This is a genomic window from Kutzneria sp. NPDC052558, from assembly GCF_044547355.1.
In the GTDB taxonomy this organism is placed as follows: Bacteria; Actinomycetota; Actinomycetes; order Mycobacteriales; family Pseudonocardiaceae; genus Kutzneria.
On sequence record NZ_JBIUAG010000043.1, the window covers coordinates 32,746 to 49,615 of the forward strand.

A 16,870-nucleotide genomic window follows, 5' to 3' on the forward strand; every position below is an offset into this window, starting at 1 on the left:
CCAGTCTATCGGCCAGGGGGCTCGGACGGGTGGGGTGAAGATCGACATGTGGACAACTCGGGGCCTGTGGACAAGCCACGCTGGCGATCCACGGTCACAATTCAGACACCTGATCACCTGATCGGGGCAGGCGCGATCATCCCGGCTTAACATCCGCTTCATCCGCGACGCCGGGAGGATGACATGTCGAACGAACCGCCACCGCGGCGGTGGAACCCGTGGAACCTGTTGCTGCTGGTCCCGCTGCTGATGTTGATCACGCCGTGGTACAACTTCGACGGGCCCCGGGTCTTCGGCCTGCCGTTCTTCTACTGGTACCAGTTCCTGTTCGTGCCGGTCGGCGTGATCTGCGTTGGCGTGGTCTACGCCAAGAGCCGGGGTGAGGGCCGATGAGCACCGAGCAGATCGTTGAGCTGTCCGTCTTCCTGGTGCTGTTCGTGCTGGTCGCCGTCATGGGCTTCATGGCATCGCGCTGGCAGGCCGGCAACACCCTGGACCACCTGGACGAGTGGGGCCTGGGCGGCCGCAAGTTCGGCGCCTGGATCACCTGGTTCCTGGTCGGCGGCGACCTCTACACCGCCTACACCTTCGTGGCCGTGCCCGCGCTGATCTTCGGCGCCGGCGCGCTCGGCTTCTACGCGCTGCCCTACACCATCGTGCTCTACCCGATCATCTTCCTGCCGTTGCAGCGGATGTGGTCGGTGTCCCGGATGCACGGCTACGTCACCCCGGCAGACTTCGTGCGCGGCCGCTACGGCTCGTCGCTGCTGGCCCTGCTGATCGCCATCACCGGCATCGTCGCCACCATGCCGTACATCGCGTTGCAGCTGGTCGGCCTGGAGTCGGTGCTGCGGACCATGGGCATCAACGGCAGCGGGCTGCTCGGCCACCTGCCGCTGTTCATCGCCTTCGTGATCCTGGCGCTCTACACCTACCAGTCCGGCCTGCGGGCTCCGGCGCTGATCGCCTTCGTCAAGGACGCGCTGATCTACCTGGTGATCATCGTGGCCATCGTCTACCTGCCGTCCAAGCTCGGCGGCTGGGGGCACATCTTCGACCAGGCCTCGACCTCGCTGGCCAAGACCAACCCCACCACCGGCAAGCCGTTCGGCTCCATCCTGCTCAGCCCGACCAACCAGCTCCAGTACGCCACGCTGGCGCTGGGCTCCGCGCTGGCGCTGTTCCTGTACCCGCACTCGATCACCGGCATCCTGGCCTCCAAGAGCCGGACCGTGATCAAGAAGAACATGGTCGCGCTGCCGGCCTACTCGCTGGTGCTGGGCCTGCTGGCGCTGCTGGGCTACGTCGCCCTGGTGTCCGGGGCCAAGCCGATCGTCAACCAGGCCACCGGCAAGGCCGACTCCAACACCATCGTGCCGGTGCTGTTCGGGCAGCAGTTCCCGGCCTGGTTCGCCGGCATCGCCTTCGCCGCCATCGGCATCGGCGCCCTGGTGCCGGCCGCGATCATGTCCATCGCCGCCGCCAACCTGTGGACCCGCAACATCTACAAGGAGTACTTCCGCCGCAACGCCACCCCCAAGCAGGAGGCCACCCAGGCCAAGCTGGCCTCCCTGGTGGTCAAGTTCGGCGCCGTCGCCTTCGTGCTGTTCGTGGACCCGCAGTTCTCCATCGACCTGCAACTGATCGGCGGCGTGATCATTCTCCAGACCCTGCCGGCCGTGGCCATCGCGCTCTACACGCGCTGGCTGCACCGCTGGGGCCTGGTCGCCGGCTGGATCGTCGGCATGGGCTGGGGCCTCTACCTGCTCTACACCATTCCCAACCCCGCCAACGGCCACGCCCACTTCGGCGGCTCCGCCCTGGCCCTGAGCAACCTGTCCCTGCTCGGCTGGCATCCCTTCGCCGGCTCCGCCGTCCAGATCTACGTCGGCGCCGTCGCCCTGGTCGCCAACCTGGTCATCGCGGTGATCGTCACCCTGATCGCCCGCCAGGCCAAGTGGTTCAACGGCCTCGACGCCACCAACCGCGGCGACTACGACGCCGACGACGGCAACCCCAAACTGAAGGAAATCGCCCTCCACTGACCCCCGCGTCACACATCCCCGCTTGGAAGGGGGCTTTCCTACACTCGGAGTGGAGGAAAGCCCCCTTCCAAGCGTTCAGGTCATGGGGAACAGGCGGCGCATGAAGGCGTCCCAGAGCGGGGTCGGCAGGGTGCGGTAGAGCAGGGGCAGGATCCGGGCCGCCGGGCCGATCTTGTAGCGGGCCTTGGGGTTTCGCGCCGTCACGGCCCGCAGCACGACCTTGGCCACCTGCTCCGGCGTGGACATACCCGGGGCGCCGGGGCGGGTGTAGCGGATCATCCGCTCATGGTGGTTGGTGCGGAACTTCTCATACGGGCCAACGGTTTCCGGCCAGGTCGAGGCCTGCGTGGCGGCGAAGGAGGAGACCACGCCGCCGGGTTCCAGCAGCGACACCCGCACGCCGAACCGGCGCACCTCCATGCGCAGCGCGTCGGACAGGGCCTCCAGCGACCACTTGGTCATGTCGTACGCGGCCGAGGCCGGCACCCCGATCAGCCCGCCGGCCGAGCCGACGTTGACGATCACGCCACGGCCGCGTTCCCGCATCGCCGGCAGCGCCAGCTGGCAGAGCCGGACCGCGCCGAACACGTTGGTCTCGAACTGCGCTCGCAGCCGGTCGAGCGACACCTGCTCGACCGGGCCGGCCTGGGCGTAGCCGGCGTTGTTCACCAGGGCGTCGAGCGGGCCGGCGGCCTCGATCGCCGCGACTCGGGACTGCTCGTCGGTGACGTCGAGCTGGACCAGCCGGCAGCCCTGGTCGGCCAGGTCGGCAATGGTGTCGATCTTTCGCGCGGATGCCCAGACCGGCAAGCCCGCGCGGGCCAGGGCGACGGCGGCGGCGCGACCGACGCCGGTCGAGCAGCCGGTGATCAGAACGGCCATGACTCCCCCTTACTAAATGCTCAGTAAGTGCCACGGTAGGGCCTTACTGAATGTTCAGCAAGTAGGCTGGGGGCCGTGGCCGACACCAAGCAGCGCATCCAGGACGTGGCCCGCGAGCTGTTCGCGCGCCAGGGCTACACCGGCACCTCGATGGCCGACATCGCGGGCCGGCTGTCGATCACGCCGGCCGCGCTCTACTACCACTACAAGTCCAAGGCCGACGTGCTCGACGCGCTGCTGGCCGAGCCGCTCGCGGCCTACGCGGAGCTGGCCGAGCGCGCCTCGGTGCTGACGCCGGCCGAACTGCTGGCGGCGTTCGTCGACTTCACCGCACGGGCCAACGCGGTGATCCCCGTGGTCACGGGCGACCCGGCCGTCCGCGACCTGCTCGACGAGCGGTTTCCCCGCAGCCCCAAGGAGATGATGGACGCTGTGATCGCCGCGCTGGCCGGGCCGGACCCGGACCGGCCGGCGCTGATCCGCGCCCACGCCGCGTTCGCCGTCGTCAAGGAGGCGACCGCGGCCGTGCTGGCCGAGCGCGGCCTGGAATCCGCTGACCGCAAGGAGATCCTGGCCGCGGCGCGCCGGGTGCTCGACGCCTAGAGCAACACCAGCGCGGCCGCGCCGACGAGGCCGGAGTCGTCGCGCTCGGCTTTGACCACCCGCAGGCCGCGCAGGAACGACAGGCCGGCGTGCACCTTCAACGTGCGGCGGATGGGGTCGAAGAGCAGGTCGCCGGTCTTGGAGATGCCGCCGCCGATGACGGCGAGGTCGAGGTCGCAGATGGCGGCGGCCGCGGCGATGGACAGGCCGACGGCCTGGCCGCAGCGTTCGAAGGCGGCGGAGGCGACGGGGTCGCCGGCGCGGGCGGAGTCGGCCAGCGCGATGGCGTCGGCGCCGGACCAGCCCTGTGCCCGGGCCCACCGCACCATGTTGGGCCCGCCGGCGACGGTCTCGACGCAGCCCCGGCCGCCGCAGGTGCACGGCCAGCCGTCGGGCTCGGCGACGACGTGGCCGATGTGCCCGGCGTTGCCGGTGCGCCCGCCGAAGGGCTTGCCGTCCAGCACGAGCCCGCCGCCGACGCCGGTGGACACGACCATGCCGACCATGAACCGGCTGCCGCGGCCGGCCCCGAGCCAGTGCTCGCCCAGGGCGATGCACAGGCCGTCGCCGGCCAGCGAGACCGGCGCCCCGGGCAGCAGGGCCTGAACCCGGTCGCGCAGCGGGAAAGCCTGCCAGCCGTTGATGTTGATGGGGCTGACGGTGCCGGCGTCGGAGTCGACGGGGCCGGCGGAGCCGATGCCGACGGCGCCGGGAACCGTGCCGTCGAGCACCTCGGCGACCAGGTCGGCGACGGCCTGCCAGGCCAGCTCGGCGTCGTGCGCGGGAGTAGGCCGGACGGCGCGGCGCAGCACCTCGCCGCGCGAGTCGACCAGCCCGGCGGCGATCTTGGTGCCGCCCACGTCGAGCGCCAGCACGTGGTCGGTCACCGGTGTTCCTCCCTAGGCCTTGACTGCTCCGGCCATGCTAAAGCCGCCGCCGAGCCAGCGGGACACCACCAGATACAGCCCCAGCACCGGCGTGGTGTAGAGGATCGAGTAGGCGGCCAGCTGCCCGTAGGCCACCAGGCCGTTCTGGCCGAAGAAGTTGTAGATGTTCACCGAGGCCGGCGTCTTGGCCGGATCGAGCAGCAGCACGAACGGCACGAAGAAGTTGCCCCAGGCCTGGATGAACGTGAAGATCCCGACCACGGCCACGCCCGGGGCCATCAGCGGCAGCACGATCGAGCGCAGCGCCTGCATCGACGACGCCCCGTCCACCCAGGCCGCCTCCTCCAGGCTGACCGGGATGCCGTCCATGAAGTTCTTGCACATCCAGATGGCCATCGGCAGCGCGGTGGCGGCCAGGAAAACCGTGGTGCCCCACAGGGAGTCGACCAGGTCGAGCCGGACGAACAGGCCGTACACCGGCACCATGATCGCGGTCACCGGCAGGCCGGTGGTGAACAGGATCGTGTAGAGGAACGGCCGCCGGAACCGGAGTTGGTAGCGGGACAGCGGATACGCCGCCAGCACGGCCACGATGATCACGATGACGGCCGCGCCGCCGCTGATGAACAGGCCGTTGAGCAGCGGCCGCCCGCCGATCTCCCAGGTCAGGATGTGGCCGAAGTTGGACAGGGTGAACTGGCCGGGCACCTGGGCCGACAGGCCGCCGCGGGCGTCGAACGACGCCGTCACCAGCCACAGCAGCGGCGCCACGAACAGCAGGGCGATGACCAACAGCACCAGGTTGACCACCAAGCGGGGCCCACGCATTCAGACCTCCGCCTTCAGGCTGCGGATGTAGACCAGGGAGAACACCGCGCCGAGCACCAGCAGCACCAGCGCGATCGCGGTGCCGTAGCCGATCTGGCCGAACTTGAACGCCTGCTCGTACATCAGCAGCGGCAGCGTCTGGGTCTTGTTGTCGGGCCCGCCCGCGGTCAGCACGTAGATCAGCCCGAACACGCCCAGCGTCTGGAGGGTGATCAGCATCAGGTTGGTGACCACGGTCCGGCGCATCACCGGCAGCACCACGTGCCAGAACCGGCCCAGCGGCCCGGCCCCGTCCACCTCGGCCGCCTCGACCAGATCGCTGGGCACCTCGGACAGCGCCGCCTGGTAGACCAGCATGGAGAACGCCGTGCCCCGCCAGACGTTGGCCAGCACCACGGCCAGCATCGGCGCGGTGTAGAGCCAGTTCTGGCTCAGGCCGAACCAGCCGAGCACCTCGTTGAGCGTGCCCTGGGCGTTGAGGAAGGCGTAGATGGCAAACGCCGCAACGACTTCCGGCAGCACCCAGGCCGCGACCACCACCGTGCCAACGACCCCGCGCAGCACCTTTCCGCGGTGCTGCATGAAAACCGCCAGCAGCATGCCCATGCCGTTCTGCCCGACCACGGCCGAGAGCACCACAAAAACCACCGTCAGCCACAGCGACGCGGCCACGTTGGGGCTGGTGAACGCGGTGGTGAAGTTGTCGAGACCGACGAACCGGGGCCGCCGGGCCGCGATCCCGCTCAGCGCGGAGTTGGTGAACGCCGCGTAGAAGCACCACAGGATCGGGCCGGCGACGAACAGTCCCAACAGGACGATCGACGGGGCGAGCGGCGGCAGCCACACCCCGATGCGGGGGGAGCGCCTCAACCGGTCTTCACCTTGTCCGCGCCGACCGCCTTGGCCACGTCCTTGCCCCACTGCTCGGCCGCCTGCGCCGGGTCGCCGCCGTTGACCACCGAGTCACCGGCCACGTCCATGGCGTTGGAGACCTGCGGGTACTCGGCCAGCGTCGGCCGGTACCGGGTGAAGGAGACCAGGCTGCTCCAGAACGGCTCGGTCGGGTCCGACGCGGCCAGCCGCGGATCGGACTTCACGTCCTCGCGCACCGGCAGCCACGAGCAGGCCACGTCGATGGCCGCCGAGTTCTCCTTGTTCAGCGCGGTCTGGATGAACTTCATGGACGCGTCGGCGTTGCCGGTGGACGCGCCGACCGCCAGAGTCCAGCCGCCGGACAGCGTCACGTTGCCGGGGGCCTGGCCGTTCTGGGTCGGGAACTTGGTGGTGCCCAGGGTCTTCGACCACGCCGGCCACGGCGCGACGCCGCCGTCCTGCCAGTACCGGGCGTACCAGCCGCCGTCCATCATGAAGCCGATCTTGCTCTGGGACATCAGCAGCGGCATCTGGGTCTGCGCCCACTGGGTGTCCTCGGCCTGGGCGGCGGTCTGGGCCAGGCCCTCCTTCATCACCGTCTGCACGAAGCCGAGCGCGTCCTGGAAGCCCTTGCTGGGGGCCACCCACTTGCCGGCCTGCTCGTCGTAGAGGTTCTTGGTCGGCGTGCCGTAGAGCAGCATCTCCAGCGTCTGCATGGACATCGCCTCGGCCGCCGGCTTGCCCAGCGGCAGGTACATCGGCTCCACGTCGGGCTGGGTCTGCTTGATCTTGCGGGCCGCGTCCAGCACGTCGTTCCAGGTTTTGGGCTGCCAGTCGGCCGGCAGCCCGGCCTTGGCGAAGATGTCCTTGTTGAACCACAGGCCGCGCGAGTCGGTGCCCATCGGCACCGCGTAGGTCTTGCCGTCCACCGCCTTGCCGGCCTGCTTGGTGGTCGGGATGAACTGGCTGCTCCAGTCCGGCCACTTGCTCAGGTAGTCGTCGATGGGCAGCAGGTAGCCGGCGGCGGCGTCCGCGTTGACGTTGAAGCTGTCCTCGAACAGCACGTCCGGCGCGGTCGACGGGGACCGCTGCATCAGCTGCACCTTGGCCAGGTAGTCGCTGTCCAGACTGGACACCGGCGTGAGCTGGGCGGTGATGCCCGGATTGGCCGCCTCGAACTGCTTCTTCACGTCCTTCATGAACGTGTCCATCTGCGGGAAGTCACTGTAGTTGCGGTAGACGATCTTGATCGTCTTGGCGTCGCCGCTCGCGGAGTCCCCGCCCCCGCCGCAGGCGGCCAGCGGCAGGGTCAGGGCCGCGACGGCCAGACCTGCGACGACGGTGCGTGCCCGCATGGGCGCCTCCCCTTGGTCGACTGCGACGTGGACCACAGGGGGCGACCGTAAATCCGGTGATCGAACAAAGTCAACGCACTGTCGTGACTTGGCGGCAGTTCGTGACAGGAACGGACATCGTCACGCGTTGTCACCGGTCGGGTTGAGCACGCGGGCCAGGAACGTCCGGGTCCGCTCCTGCGTCGGCGCGCCGATGACCTGGGCCGGCGGGCCCTGCTCGACGACCACGCCGCCGTCCATGAACAGCACCGTGTCGGCGACCTCGCGGGCGAACTGCATCTCGTGGGTCACCACCAGCATCGTCATGCCCTCGCCGGCCAACGTGCGCATCACGCCCAGCACGTCGCCGACCAGCTCCGGGTCCAGCGCCGAGGTCGGCTCGTCGAACAGCATCACCTGCGGGTCCATCGACAGCGCGCGGGCGATCGCCGCCCGCTGCTGCTGGCCACCCGACAGCTGCGCGGGCATCGACTGCTCGCGACCGTCCAGGCCGACCTTGGCCAGGTTCCGCCTGGCGATGCGCTCGGCCTCCTCCCGGTTGCGCCCCAACACCTTTCGCTGCGCGATGGTCAGGTTGTCCAGCACCGTCAGGTGGGTGAACAGGTTGAAGCCCTGGAACACCATGCCCAGCCGGCGGCGGGCCTTGTCGATGTCCACGTCCGGGTCGGTCAGCTCGGTGCCGTCGACCACGACCGTGCCGGAATCGGGCTGCTCCAACAGGTTCACGCAGCGCAGCAGCGTGGACTTGCCCGAGCCGGACGGCCCGATGATGCACACCACGTCGCCGCGCTCGACCGTCAGGTCGATGCCGCGCAGCACCTGGAGCGGGCCGAAAGCCTTGTGCAGCCCGGAAATCTCGACGACGTTCGCGCTCACGTGAGCACCTCCAGGCCGCGCTTGGACTTGCCGCCGGTGCGCCGCTCCAGGTAGCGGGACAGGTAGGACAGCGGGATCGTGATGATCAGGTAGCACAGGCCGGCGACGATCAGCGGCGTCATCGACTGCACCGTGTTCATCGCGTCCCGGCCGTACTTGGTCAGCTCGTACTCGGCGCCGGTCAGGCCGAGCAGGTAGACCAGCGAGGAGTCCTTGGCCAGCAGGATCAGCTCGTTGGTCAGCGGCGGCAGCACGATCCGGAACGCCTGCGGGATGATGATCGACACCATCGCCCGGAACTGGGACATGCCCAGCGAGCGGGCCGCCTCCAGCTGCCCCTTGGGCACGGCCTGGATGCCGGCCCGGATGGTCTCGGCCATGTACGCCGCGCCGACCAGTCCCAGCGCCACCACCACCGTGCTCAGTGTGGTGAACCGGATGTGGAAGGCGATCGGCACGCCGAAACCGAAGGCCAGGAACACCAGCAGGGCCGGCACACCGCGGAAGAACTCGATGTAGACCCCGGCGATCCAGCGGTAGGGCGGCACCGAGGACAGCCGCATCAACGCCAGGATCAGACCCAGGATCAGACCGAAGAGGAAGCCCAGCACCGTGTACTTGACGGTGTTGACCAACGCCACCGACAGCACGTCCGGGAACAGTTGGCGGGCCGCGTCCAGGTCGAAGAAGCCGCGCTGGATGTCGCCCCAGTTGGTGGCGAACACCAACACCAGGATGACGACCACCAGCACGCCGTACTGCGTGCCCCTGATCGCCCGCTGCCGCTGCCGACGGGTCAGCGCCACCGGCTCAGCCCTTGCTGGTGGTGGTCGGGGACGCCGCGTCGCCCGGCTGCCAGGACGGCTTCTTGCCGAACCACTTCTCGTAGGCCGCCGCGTAGGTGCCGTCGCCGGCCGAGGCCTTGATCGCGTCGTTGAGCACCTTCAGCAGCGCCGAGTTGCCCTTCTTGACGCCGAAGCCGTACTGCTCGTTGGTGTTGAACTCGGCGCTGACCTGCGTGTCCGGGTTCTTCTTGGCGTAGTCGTAGAGGATGCCGTTGTCGTTGATGGACGCGTCCACCTGGCCGGTCTTGACCGCCGCCTCCAGCAGCGCCGAGTCCTCGAAGGCCACTGCGGTGATGTTGCCCTGGTGCTTGTCGTTCCAGCCCTTGATGTAGGCCTCGCCGGTGGTGCCGGTCTGCACGCCGACCTTCTTGCCGGCCAGCGACTCCAGCGTCTTCAGGTCGTTGCCGGTCTTGGTCAGCAGGGCCTGCGTCGCGGCGAAGTAGGGCACGGTGAAGTCGAAGTTCTTGGCCCTGGTGTCGTTGATGGTGATCGCGCCGGCCACCACGTCGCACTGGTTGGAGTTCAGGTCGGCGCCGGACTGGATGCCGTCGAACGGCGTGTCCACGATCTGCTGCGGCACGCCCAGCTTCTTGGCTGCGAAGTCGACCACGTCCACGTCGAAGCCGACCACCTTGTCGCCATCCTTGTACTGGAACGGCACGTAGGGCAGGTGCGAGCAGGTCAACAGCTTGCCCGACTGGACCAGCGCGACGCCCTCCGCGCCGGGGGCGGATGCGGTCGTCGACTCGACGCACCCGCCGGCGACCAGCGCCACGGCGACCGCCGGGATGACGGTCCACACTTTCAGCCGGGTCACGGGTTCTCCCTCGTCCGGGTTACTGGTGATCGGCAATCCTGCCACCGCGCGGCCCGGCTGCCCACTTGACCGGACACAAGACCACTATTCGGAATACGGTCGGCGCATGAGGGGACTAGCGACACTCGCCGTGGCCGGCCTGCTACTGGGCGGCACGGCCACCGCCCAGGCGGCCCCGGCCGTCGGGCACGAGCAGTTCACGTTCCAGTTCGGCGACTTCACCGGCGGCGGCCAGCTGGACTACCCGACCGGCGTCGCCCACGCGCCGGTGGTGGTGCTGATCCCGGGCTCAGGGCCGGAGAACCGGGACGCCAACGTGCTGGGCAAGTCGACGATCTTCGCCGACATCTCGGCCGGACTGACCGCCCGCGGCTTCGCCGTGATGCGCTACGACAAGCGGTACGTCAACGCCGACGGCACGGCCGACTACGTCAGCTACTACAACAAGCTCGACCTGCCCAAGATGCTCGACGACGCCGGCCAGGTGCTCGCCGCCGCCGAGGCCGACCAGCACGTCGACCCGCGCCACGTGTTCCTCTACGGCTGGAGCGAGGGCAGCACGGTCGCCGCCGCGCTGGCGGTCAAGCATCCGGAGCTGGCCGGCCTCGCCTTGCAGGGGCCGGTCGCCGAGCCGTGGCGGGACCTGTTCACCGACCAGGCCACCCGGGTCGCCCGGCCCTACCTCGCGACCTTCGGCCGGCAGCTGGCGCCGGACGATCTCCAGCGGGCGGCCAAGGGCGGCGGCGGCCTGGTCGCCACCGAGTACCTCGGCTTCATCCAGCCCGGGGCCTACCAGGGCGACTACACCATCGCCCCGGCCTTCGACGCCAATGGCGACGGCAAGATGGACGTGGACACCGAGTTCCTGCCGGGCCTGCGCAAGACGTTCGACGCCGCGTTCCAGCCGGACGGCGTGTTCAAGATCTACGCCCCCGGCCGCGCCCTGCCCTCGGTGCTGGACCAGGCCCGGGCCCTGGCCAAGTTCCCGACCCTGGTGCTGCAAGGCGGGCGGGACGCCAACGTGCCGCCGGCGGGGGCGTTCAAGCTGAACGCCGCCCTGCACGGCTCGTTGCGCTTCTACCCGGAGCTCGGGCACTCGCTGGGCCGGACGCCGTCGCTGTTCGCCGACGACTTCCAGCCCATCGACCGGCAGCCGATCAACGACCTGGCCCGCTGGCTGTCAGAGCACCTTCGCCAGAAATGACCGGGTCCGCTCGTGCTGCGGATCGGTGATCACGTCGCGGGGCGAGCCCTGCTCGACCACGACGCCACCGTCCATGAACACGAGCGAGTCACCGACCTCGCGCGCGAAACCCATCTCGTGCGTGACCACCACCATGGTCATGCCGTCGGCGGCGAGCTGGCGCATCACCGCCAGCACGTCGCCGACCAGCTCCGGGTCCAGCGCCGAGGTCGGCTCGTCGAACAGCATCAGCTTGGGCCGCATGGCCAGCGCCCGGGCGATCGCCACCCGCTGCTGCTGGCCGCCGGACAGCTGGCCCGGGTAGGAGCCGGCCTTCTCGGCCAGCCCCACCTGGGCCAGCAGCTCCAGCGCCCGCTCCCGGGCCTGCGCCTTCGGCTCGCCCCGGACCTGGACCGGCGCCTCCATCACGTTCTCCACCGCCGTCATGTGCGGGAACAGGTTGAAGCGCTGGAACACCATGCCGATCTCGCGCCGCTTGCGGGCCACCTCCCGGTCGTGCAGCTCGTAGAGCTTGTCGCCCTTCTGCCGGTAGCCGACCAGCTCGCCGTCCACCCACAGCCGCCCGGCGTTGATCTTCTCCAGGTGGTTGACGCAGCGCAGCAGCGTGGACTTGCCCGAGCCGGACGGTCCGATCACGCACATCACCTCGCCCGGCCGCACTTCGAGGTCGATGCCCTTGAGCACCTCGACCCGGCCGAAGCTCTTGTGCACGCCCTCGGCCCTGACCATGAGCTCGTCGGTCACCGGTTCACCGTCCCCCGCGCGAAGCGCTTCTCGATGCGGCCCTGGATCAGCGTCAGCACCGAGGTCAGCAGCAGGTACCAGATCGCCGCCACGATCAGCAGCGGAATGGTCTGGAAGTTGCGGGAGTAGATCTGCTGCACGGCCGTCATCAGCTCGAAGTAGGCGATCACCACCACCAGCGATGTGGTCTTGAGCATGGAGATCGTCTCGTTGCCGGTGGGCGGAATGATCACCCGCATGGCCTGCGGCAGCACGATCCGACGCAGGATCTTGGCCCGGGTCATGCCCAGCGCCTCGGCCGCCTCGGTCTGCCCGTGCTCCACCGACAGGATGCCGCCGCGCACGATCTCGGCCATGTAGGCCGCCTCGTTCAGCCCCAGCCCCAGCAGGGCCGCGGTGAACGGGGCGATCAGCGAGTTGGTGTCCACGCTGACGAACGTCGGCCCGAACGGAATGCCCAGCCCCAGCCGGGGAAACAGGGCGCCCAGGTAGAACCAGAACAGCAGCTGGGTGATCACCGGCGTGCCGCGGAACAGCCAGATGTAGCCGGCCGCGGCCCAGGACATCAGCGGGTTGGCCGACAGCCGCATCACGGCCAGCACGATCCCGCCCACGATGCCGATCAGCATCGACAGCGCGGTCAGGATCAGCGTGTTCTTCAGGCCGTTGAGGATGCTGTCGGTGGTCAGGTACTTGCCGACGATGTCCCAGTGGAAGTTCTCGTTGGTGACCAGGGTGTGCGCCAGCATCGCGGCCAGGACCAGGATGACCGCGGCCGCGAGCCAGCGCCCCGGGTGGCGGACCGGCACCGCCTGGATCGGGTTCGACATGGCCTACCTCAGCTGGAGGTCGCCGGGTTCAGCTCGGACTTGGCGACCGCGCCCGCCCCGACCCCCCACTTGTCCAGGATCTTCTTGTACGTGCCGTCGTCGATCAGGGCCTGCACCGCGCCCTGCACCGCCTTGGCGAAGTCGCCCTTGTTCTTGGCCACGCCGATGCCGTACGGGGCGTTGGCGTAGGAGGAGCCGACCTTCTCCAGCTGGCCGTTGGTCTGCTTGACCGCGTAGTCCACCACCGGGGAGTCGGCCAGCATGGCGTCGGCGCGCTTGGAGGTCAGCGCCAGCGCGACGTCGGTCTGGGCCTGGAACTCCGAGATGGTGATCGGGCCCTTGCCGCCCTGGGTGCAGGTGGCCGAGCGGGTGGCCAGGTCGTCGGACTGGGTGGTGCCCTTCTGCACCGCCACCGTGTGGCCGCACAGGGAGTCCAGGGTCAGGCCGGCCGGGTTGCCCTTGAGCACCGCCATCGAGGTGCCGGCGGTGAAGTAGCTGACCATGTCCACGGTCTGCAGCCGGTCGGCGTTCACGCTGAACGAGGACATCGCCAGCTCGAACTTGCCGGCCGACAGCCCGGCCAGGATGCCGTCGAAGCTGGCCGCCTGGAAGTCCGCGGTCAGGCCCAGCTCCTGGGCGATCGCGTCGCCCAGGTCGATGTCCATGCCGACCGTCTTGTTGCTGTCGTCCACGAACTCGTTCGGCGCGTAAGTGGTGTCGGTGCCGATCGTCAGCTTGCCGTCCTTGGCCACGTCGGCCGGCACCATCGCGGCCAGCGTCGCGTTCTTGCCCGGACCGCTCACCGCCGTCGACGACGTGCCGCCGGCGCTGCCCGTGTCGCCACTGCCGTTGCCGGTCGCGCCGCAGCCGGCCGCGAGCAACAGGACGATGGGCAGAGCCAGCGCGGCTCTCGCTCCGAATCTGGACACGGCGTGCCTCCGCTCACTGTCGGTTTTGCCGCATCCTGTCACCCGATCGAGCGAGTTGATAGACCTTTACGGTCACGGTTTGTCACCTACGCGTAAGAGATGTGCCAGGAAAGTTACCCAGCGTCATAGTTCGGCCAGGTCGCCAGCCGAGACGAAAGATCCGGCCTGCCAGCCAGCTCGTCGCCGACGTGCGCTGGATCGCGGAGGCTGCCCGGGACGGCTACGTGCTGCTCGGCGCAGACGCTCGGATTCGGCGCAATCCAGCCGAGCGCATCATCGCGAGGCGATCGAGGCTGTCGCGGTGGAGCCGGGCCCTTGGGTCCGGCACCTGACCGCTCGCGAACTCAGCCTTGTCGCGTTGGATTGTGAACCGGACTAGTCAGGAGTCGGGCCACCAACGCTGTCCAGCCGGTCTGGTGGGTGGCGCCGAGGCCCTCCCCGGTGTCGCCGTCGAAGTACTCGCTGAAGGCGATGTGCGGACGCCACAGGGGCGAGTCGGTGGCCTCCACGCGCTTGCCGTCGCACGGGCGGCTGCCGTCGGCGGTGGGCAGGAAGATGCTCACCAGGCGGCGGGCCAGTTCGTCGGCGGCCTGGCCGGCGGTCACGGCGTTGCCGGAGCCGGTGGGCAGGTCGACGTGGAACTGCCCGTCGTGGAAGTCGTCGACCTGGCGCAGCGCCTCCACCAGCAGGGCGTTGGTGGGGAACCAGATCGGCCCCCGCCAGTTGGAGTTGCCGCCGAACATCGGGGTCCGCGACTCGCCCGGCTCGTAGCCGATGAGATGGGCCTGGCCGGCGAACCGCACGTCCACGCCGTCCCGGTGGGCGGCCGACAGGGAACGGATGCCGTGCGGGGACAGGAATTCGGCCTCGTCGAGCATGTAGCCCAGCACCCGGCGCAGCTTGCCGGCGTCCAGCAGGGCGAGGCTGGCCCGGCGCTCGTCGCCCACCTGCTGCCAGGTGATGAACTGGGTGAACTCCGGCTGCTTGCGCAGCAGGTACTCCAGCCGGCTGGTGAAGCCGGGCAGCTCGGTGAACACCCACGGCTCCAGCACGGCCTGGGCCAGCACCGGCATCAGCCCCACCATGGACCGCACCCGGACGTGCTCGGAGTCGACGCCGCCGTCCGGCCGCTGCCGCGACACCAGGTCGTAGCAGAAGCCGTCCTCCTCGTGCCACAGGCCGCGGGTGCCGGAGCCGAAGTTGTTGAAGGCCCGGGCGATGTAGAGGAAGTGCTCAACGAACTTGGTGGCCACGTCCTCATAGGACTCGTCCTCGCGGGCCAGCTCCAGCGCCATCTGCAACAGGTGCAGGCTGAACGCGGCCATCCACGAGGTGGCGTCGGACTGCTCCAGCCGCCAGTCGCCCAGCATCGGCGCGGACCGGTTGACCGGGCCGATGTTGTCCATGCCGAGGAAGCCGCCCTCGAACAGGTCGCTGCCGTCGGCGTCCTTGCGGTTGACCCACCACGAGAAGTTCAGCAGCAGCTTGTGGAAGATCCGGGACAGGAAGCGCCGGTCCGGCACCGCTTCCGCCCGGTACACCTGCAACGCCGCCCACGCGTGCACCGGCGGGTTGGCATCGCCGAAGTCCCACTCGTAGGCCGGCAGCTGGCCGTTGGGATGCATCATCCACTCGCGACACAGCAGGAGCAGCTGCTCCTTGGCGAAGGCCGGGTCCACCAGCGCGAACGGCACCGCCTGGAAGGCCAGGTCCCAGGCCGCGAACCAGGGGTACTCCCACTCGTCCGGCATGGAGATCACGTCGGCCACGTCGAAGTGCCGCCAGTGCACGTTGCGCGCGCCGATGCCGCGGCGCAGGTCCGGGGCCGGCGGCTGGGCCGGGTCGCCCTCCAGCCAGTCCCGCACCTTGAACCGGTAGTGCTGCTTCGTCCACATCAGACCGGCCAGCGACCGGCGCAGCACCTGCCGCCGTGGCTCGTCCAGATCGGAGGCCAGGCTCTCGTGGAACTCGTCGGCCTCCGCACGGCGATCGCTCATCGCCGCCGCGAAGCTCGGGCCGAACGGGTCGTCGTGGCCGTTGCCGGCGACCAGCCGCAGCCGGACCGTCACCGTCTCGCCCGAGGCCACCTCGTCGAACCGGTGCCAGGCCGCCGCCTTGGTGCCCGGCCGGGACGCGACACCCTCGTGGATCACCTGGCATGTGCCCGTCGCGCCGCCGACCACGTGCTCGTCGATGCCGCACTTGGTGTAGCGGGTTTCGTTGCTGTCACTGCCGAACAGCGCCACCTCGTTGGTTTCGTTGTCCGTCACCAGCAACGTCGGCGCGCCGTCGAAGTGCAGCGTGTAGCGGCCGAGGGAGGAGTGCTCCGCCACCACCGCGCACCGGCCGCGCACCCTCGTCGCTTCCAACGCCGGCCGCCGGGCGTCCCGCCCCCACGCCCAAGTGTTGCGAAACCACAGCTGCGGCAACAGATGCAGCGGCGCCGCGTCCGGCCCCTGGTTCGTCGCCGCGATCTCCACGCAGATGTCGTACGGCCCCGCCTTGGCGTATGTGGTCACGACATCGAAGAACCGGTTGTCCGCCAACACCCCCGTGTCCGCCAGCTCCGGCTCCCGCCCCTCCCGTCCCGCCGCCCGGGCCATCTCCCGCAGCCGCTGGTACGGGTACTCCGCCTGCGGGTACCGGTAGAGCACGCTCATCCAGGAGTGCGTCGGCGTGCCGTCGAGGATCCACCAGTGCTCCTTGACGTCCTCGCCGTGGTTGCCCTCCTCATTGGCCAGGCCGAAGTAGCGCTCCTTGAGGATCGGGTCCCGGCCGTTCCACAGCGCCAGCCCCAGATTGAGGAACCCGTTCCGGTCGCAGATGCCGGCGATCCCGTCCTCGCCCCACCGGTAGGCCCGTGCCCGCGCGTGATCGAACGGAAAGAACGACCAGGCGTCCCCGCTGGCCGAGTAGTCCTCGCGAACCGTCCCCCACTGCCGCCCCGACAGGTACGGCCCCCAGTGCCGCCACGGCCCGTCGGCCCCGTCCGACTCGGCCAGCCGCGCCCACTCGATCTGCTCGCTCACCCCACCAGTCTGCGGCACGGTCGCCGGCAGCCCGTCCGATGTGGCCGGTCATTGTGCCCGGCCGGTCGCGCCGGCGCCCGAAAATCCCCTCTGGACCTGGGGGAGCACGGGTGCCGGCGCGGC

The 16,870-nt window shown here is 69.5% G+C and carries 17 protein-coding genes; 5 read left to right on the plus strand and 12 right to left on the minus strand.

The features are described from left to right. The first annotated feature begins 183 nt into the window (after window positions 1–183). Together ACIG5F_RS43965 and mctP are read left to right on the plus strand one after the other, a co-directional pair. Window positions 184–393 carry a DUF3311 domain-containing protein gene (locus tag ACIG5F_RS43965; RefSeq protein WP_396526190.1) on the plus strand — a complete coding sequence of 70 codons (210 nt, stop codon included), beginning with the start codon at window positions 184–186 and terminating at the stop codon, window positions 391–393. Continuing rightward, window positions 390–2,045, plus strand: coding sequence for a monocarboxylate uptake permease MctP (gene mctP, locus ACIG5F_RS43970; protein ID WP_396526191.1), 1,656 nt, complete (start codon window positions 390–392; stop codon window positions 2,043–2,045). Before ACIG5F_RS43965 ends, mctP begins: the two co-directional genes overlap by 4 nt. A gap of 75 nt (window positions 2,046–2,120) precedes the next feature. Here the strand turns inward: mctP and ACIG5F_RS43975 are convergent, their stop codons facing one another. Beyond that, on the minus strand, window positions 2,121–2,927 hold the full coding sequence (locus ACIG5F_RS43975) for an SDR family NAD(P)-dependent oxidoreductase (RefSeq protein ID WP_396526192.1): 807 nt from the start codon (window positions 2,925–2,927) through the stop codon (window positions 2,121–2,123). Window positions 2,928–3,002: 75 nt separating this feature from the next. Between ACIG5F_RS43975 and ACIG5F_RS43980 the strand changes: the two genes are divergently transcribed. Further along, on the plus strand, window positions 3,003–3,530 hold the full coding sequence (locus ACIG5F_RS43980) for a TetR/AcrR family transcriptional regulator (protein WP_396526193.1): 528 nt from the start codon (window positions 3,003–3,005) through the stop codon (window positions 3,528–3,530). On the opposite strand, the gene ACIG5F_RS43985 is transcribed toward ACIG5F_RS43980, so the two are convergent. The 7 genes from ACIG5F_RS43985 to ACIG5F_RS44015 form a co-directional block, all read right to left on the minus strand. After that, window positions 3,527–4,417: an ROK family protein gene (locus ACIG5F_RS43985; protein WP_396526194.1), complete on the minus strand. Its 891-nt coding sequence runs from the start codon at window positions 4,415–4,417 to the stop codon at window positions 3,527–3,529. The genes ACIG5F_RS43980 and ACIG5F_RS43985 overlap by 4 nt on opposite strands. Window positions 4,418–4,429: 12 nt before the next feature. Next, window positions 4,430–5,245, minus strand: a complete 816-nt coding sequence (locus ACIG5F_RS43990) for a carbohydrate ABC transporter permease (protein WP_396526195.1) — start codon at window positions 5,243–5,245, stop codon at window positions 4,430–4,432. Continuing rightward, window positions 5,246–6,115, minus strand: a complete 870-nt coding sequence (locus ACIG5F_RS43995) for a carbohydrate ABC transporter permease (protein WP_396526196.1) — start codon at window positions 6,113–6,115, stop codon at window positions 5,246–5,248. After that, window positions 6,112–7,473 (minus strand): extracellular solute-binding protein, encoded by a 1,362-nt coding sequence (locus ACIG5F_RS44000; RefSeq protein ID WP_396526197.1) that lies wholly within the window; start codon window positions 7,471–7,473, stop codon window positions 6,112–6,114. The genes ACIG5F_RS43995 and ACIG5F_RS44000 overlap by 4 nt, the downstream gene beginning before the upstream one ends. A gap of 120 nt (window positions 7,474–7,593) precedes the next feature. After that, window positions 7,594–8,349, minus strand: a complete 756-nt coding sequence (locus ACIG5F_RS44005) for an amino acid ABC transporter ATP-binding protein (protein WP_396526198.1) — start codon at window positions 8,347–8,349, stop codon at window positions 7,594–7,596. Next, window positions 8,346–9,155, minus strand: a complete 810-nt coding sequence (locus tag ACIG5F_RS44010) for an amino acid ABC transporter permease (RefSeq protein WP_396526199.1) — start codon at window positions 9,153–9,155, stop codon at window positions 8,346–8,348. Before ACIG5F_RS44010 ends, ACIG5F_RS44005 begins: the two co-directional genes overlap by 4 nt. Window positions 9,156–9,159: 4 nt before the next feature. Beyond that, window positions 9,160–10,011, minus strand: a complete 852-nt coding sequence (locus ACIG5F_RS44015; protein WP_396526200.1) for an ABC transporter substrate-binding protein — start codon at window positions 10,009–10,011, stop codon at window positions 9,160–9,162. A gap of 106 nt (window positions 10,012–10,117) precedes the next feature. On the opposite strand from ACIG5F_RS44015, the gene ACIG5F_RS44020 reads away from it, so the two are divergent. Further along, window positions 10,118–11,215 (plus strand): alpha/beta hydrolase family protein, encoded by a 1,098-nt coding sequence (locus tag ACIG5F_RS44020; protein WP_396526201.1) that lies wholly within the window; start codon window positions 10,118–10,120, stop codon window positions 11,213–11,215. On the opposite strand, the gene ACIG5F_RS44025 is transcribed toward ACIG5F_RS44020, so the two are convergent. From ACIG5F_RS44025 to ACIG5F_RS44035, 3 genes are read right to left on the minus strand one after another with little or no spacing between them, the layout of a single operon-like run. Then, a complete protein-coding gene (locus ACIG5F_RS44025) occupies window positions 11,192–11,944 on the minus strand; it encodes an amino acid ABC transporter ATP-binding protein (RefSeq protein WP_396526232.1) in 753 nt (250 codons plus the stop codon). The genes ACIG5F_RS44020 and ACIG5F_RS44025 overlap by 24 nt on opposite strands. A gap of 11 nt (window positions 11,945–11,955) precedes the next feature. Further along, a complete protein-coding gene (locus ACIG5F_RS44030) occupies window positions 11,956–12,789 on the minus strand; it encodes an amino acid ABC transporter permease (protein WP_396526202.1) in 834 nt (277 codons plus the stop codon). 8 nt (window positions 12,790–12,797) lie between these two features. Continuing rightward, window positions 12,798–13,718 carry an ABC transporter substrate-binding protein gene (locus tag ACIG5F_RS44035; protein WP_396526203.1) on the minus strand — a complete coding sequence of 307 codons (921 nt, stop codon included), beginning with the start codon at window positions 13,716–13,718 and terminating at the stop codon, window positions 12,798–12,800. A gap of 188 nt (window positions 13,719–13,906) precedes the next feature. On the opposite strand from ACIG5F_RS44035, the gene ACIG5F_RS44040 reads away from it, so the two are divergent. Beyond that, a complete protein-coding gene (locus tag ACIG5F_RS44040) occupies window positions 13,907–14,050 on the plus strand; it encodes a hypothetical protein (protein ID WP_396526204.1) in 144 nt (47 codons plus the stop codon). 12 nt (window positions 14,051–14,062) lie between these two features. Here the strand turns inward: ACIG5F_RS44040 and ACIG5F_RS44045 are convergent, their stop codons facing one another. After that, window positions 14,063–16,747: an MGH1-like glycoside hydrolase domain-containing protein gene (locus tag ACIG5F_RS44045; RefSeq protein WP_396526205.1), complete on the minus strand. Its 2,685-nt coding sequence runs from the start codon at window positions 16,745–16,747 to the stop codon at window positions 14,063–14,065. Window positions 16,748–16,870: the final 123 nt, after the last annotated feature.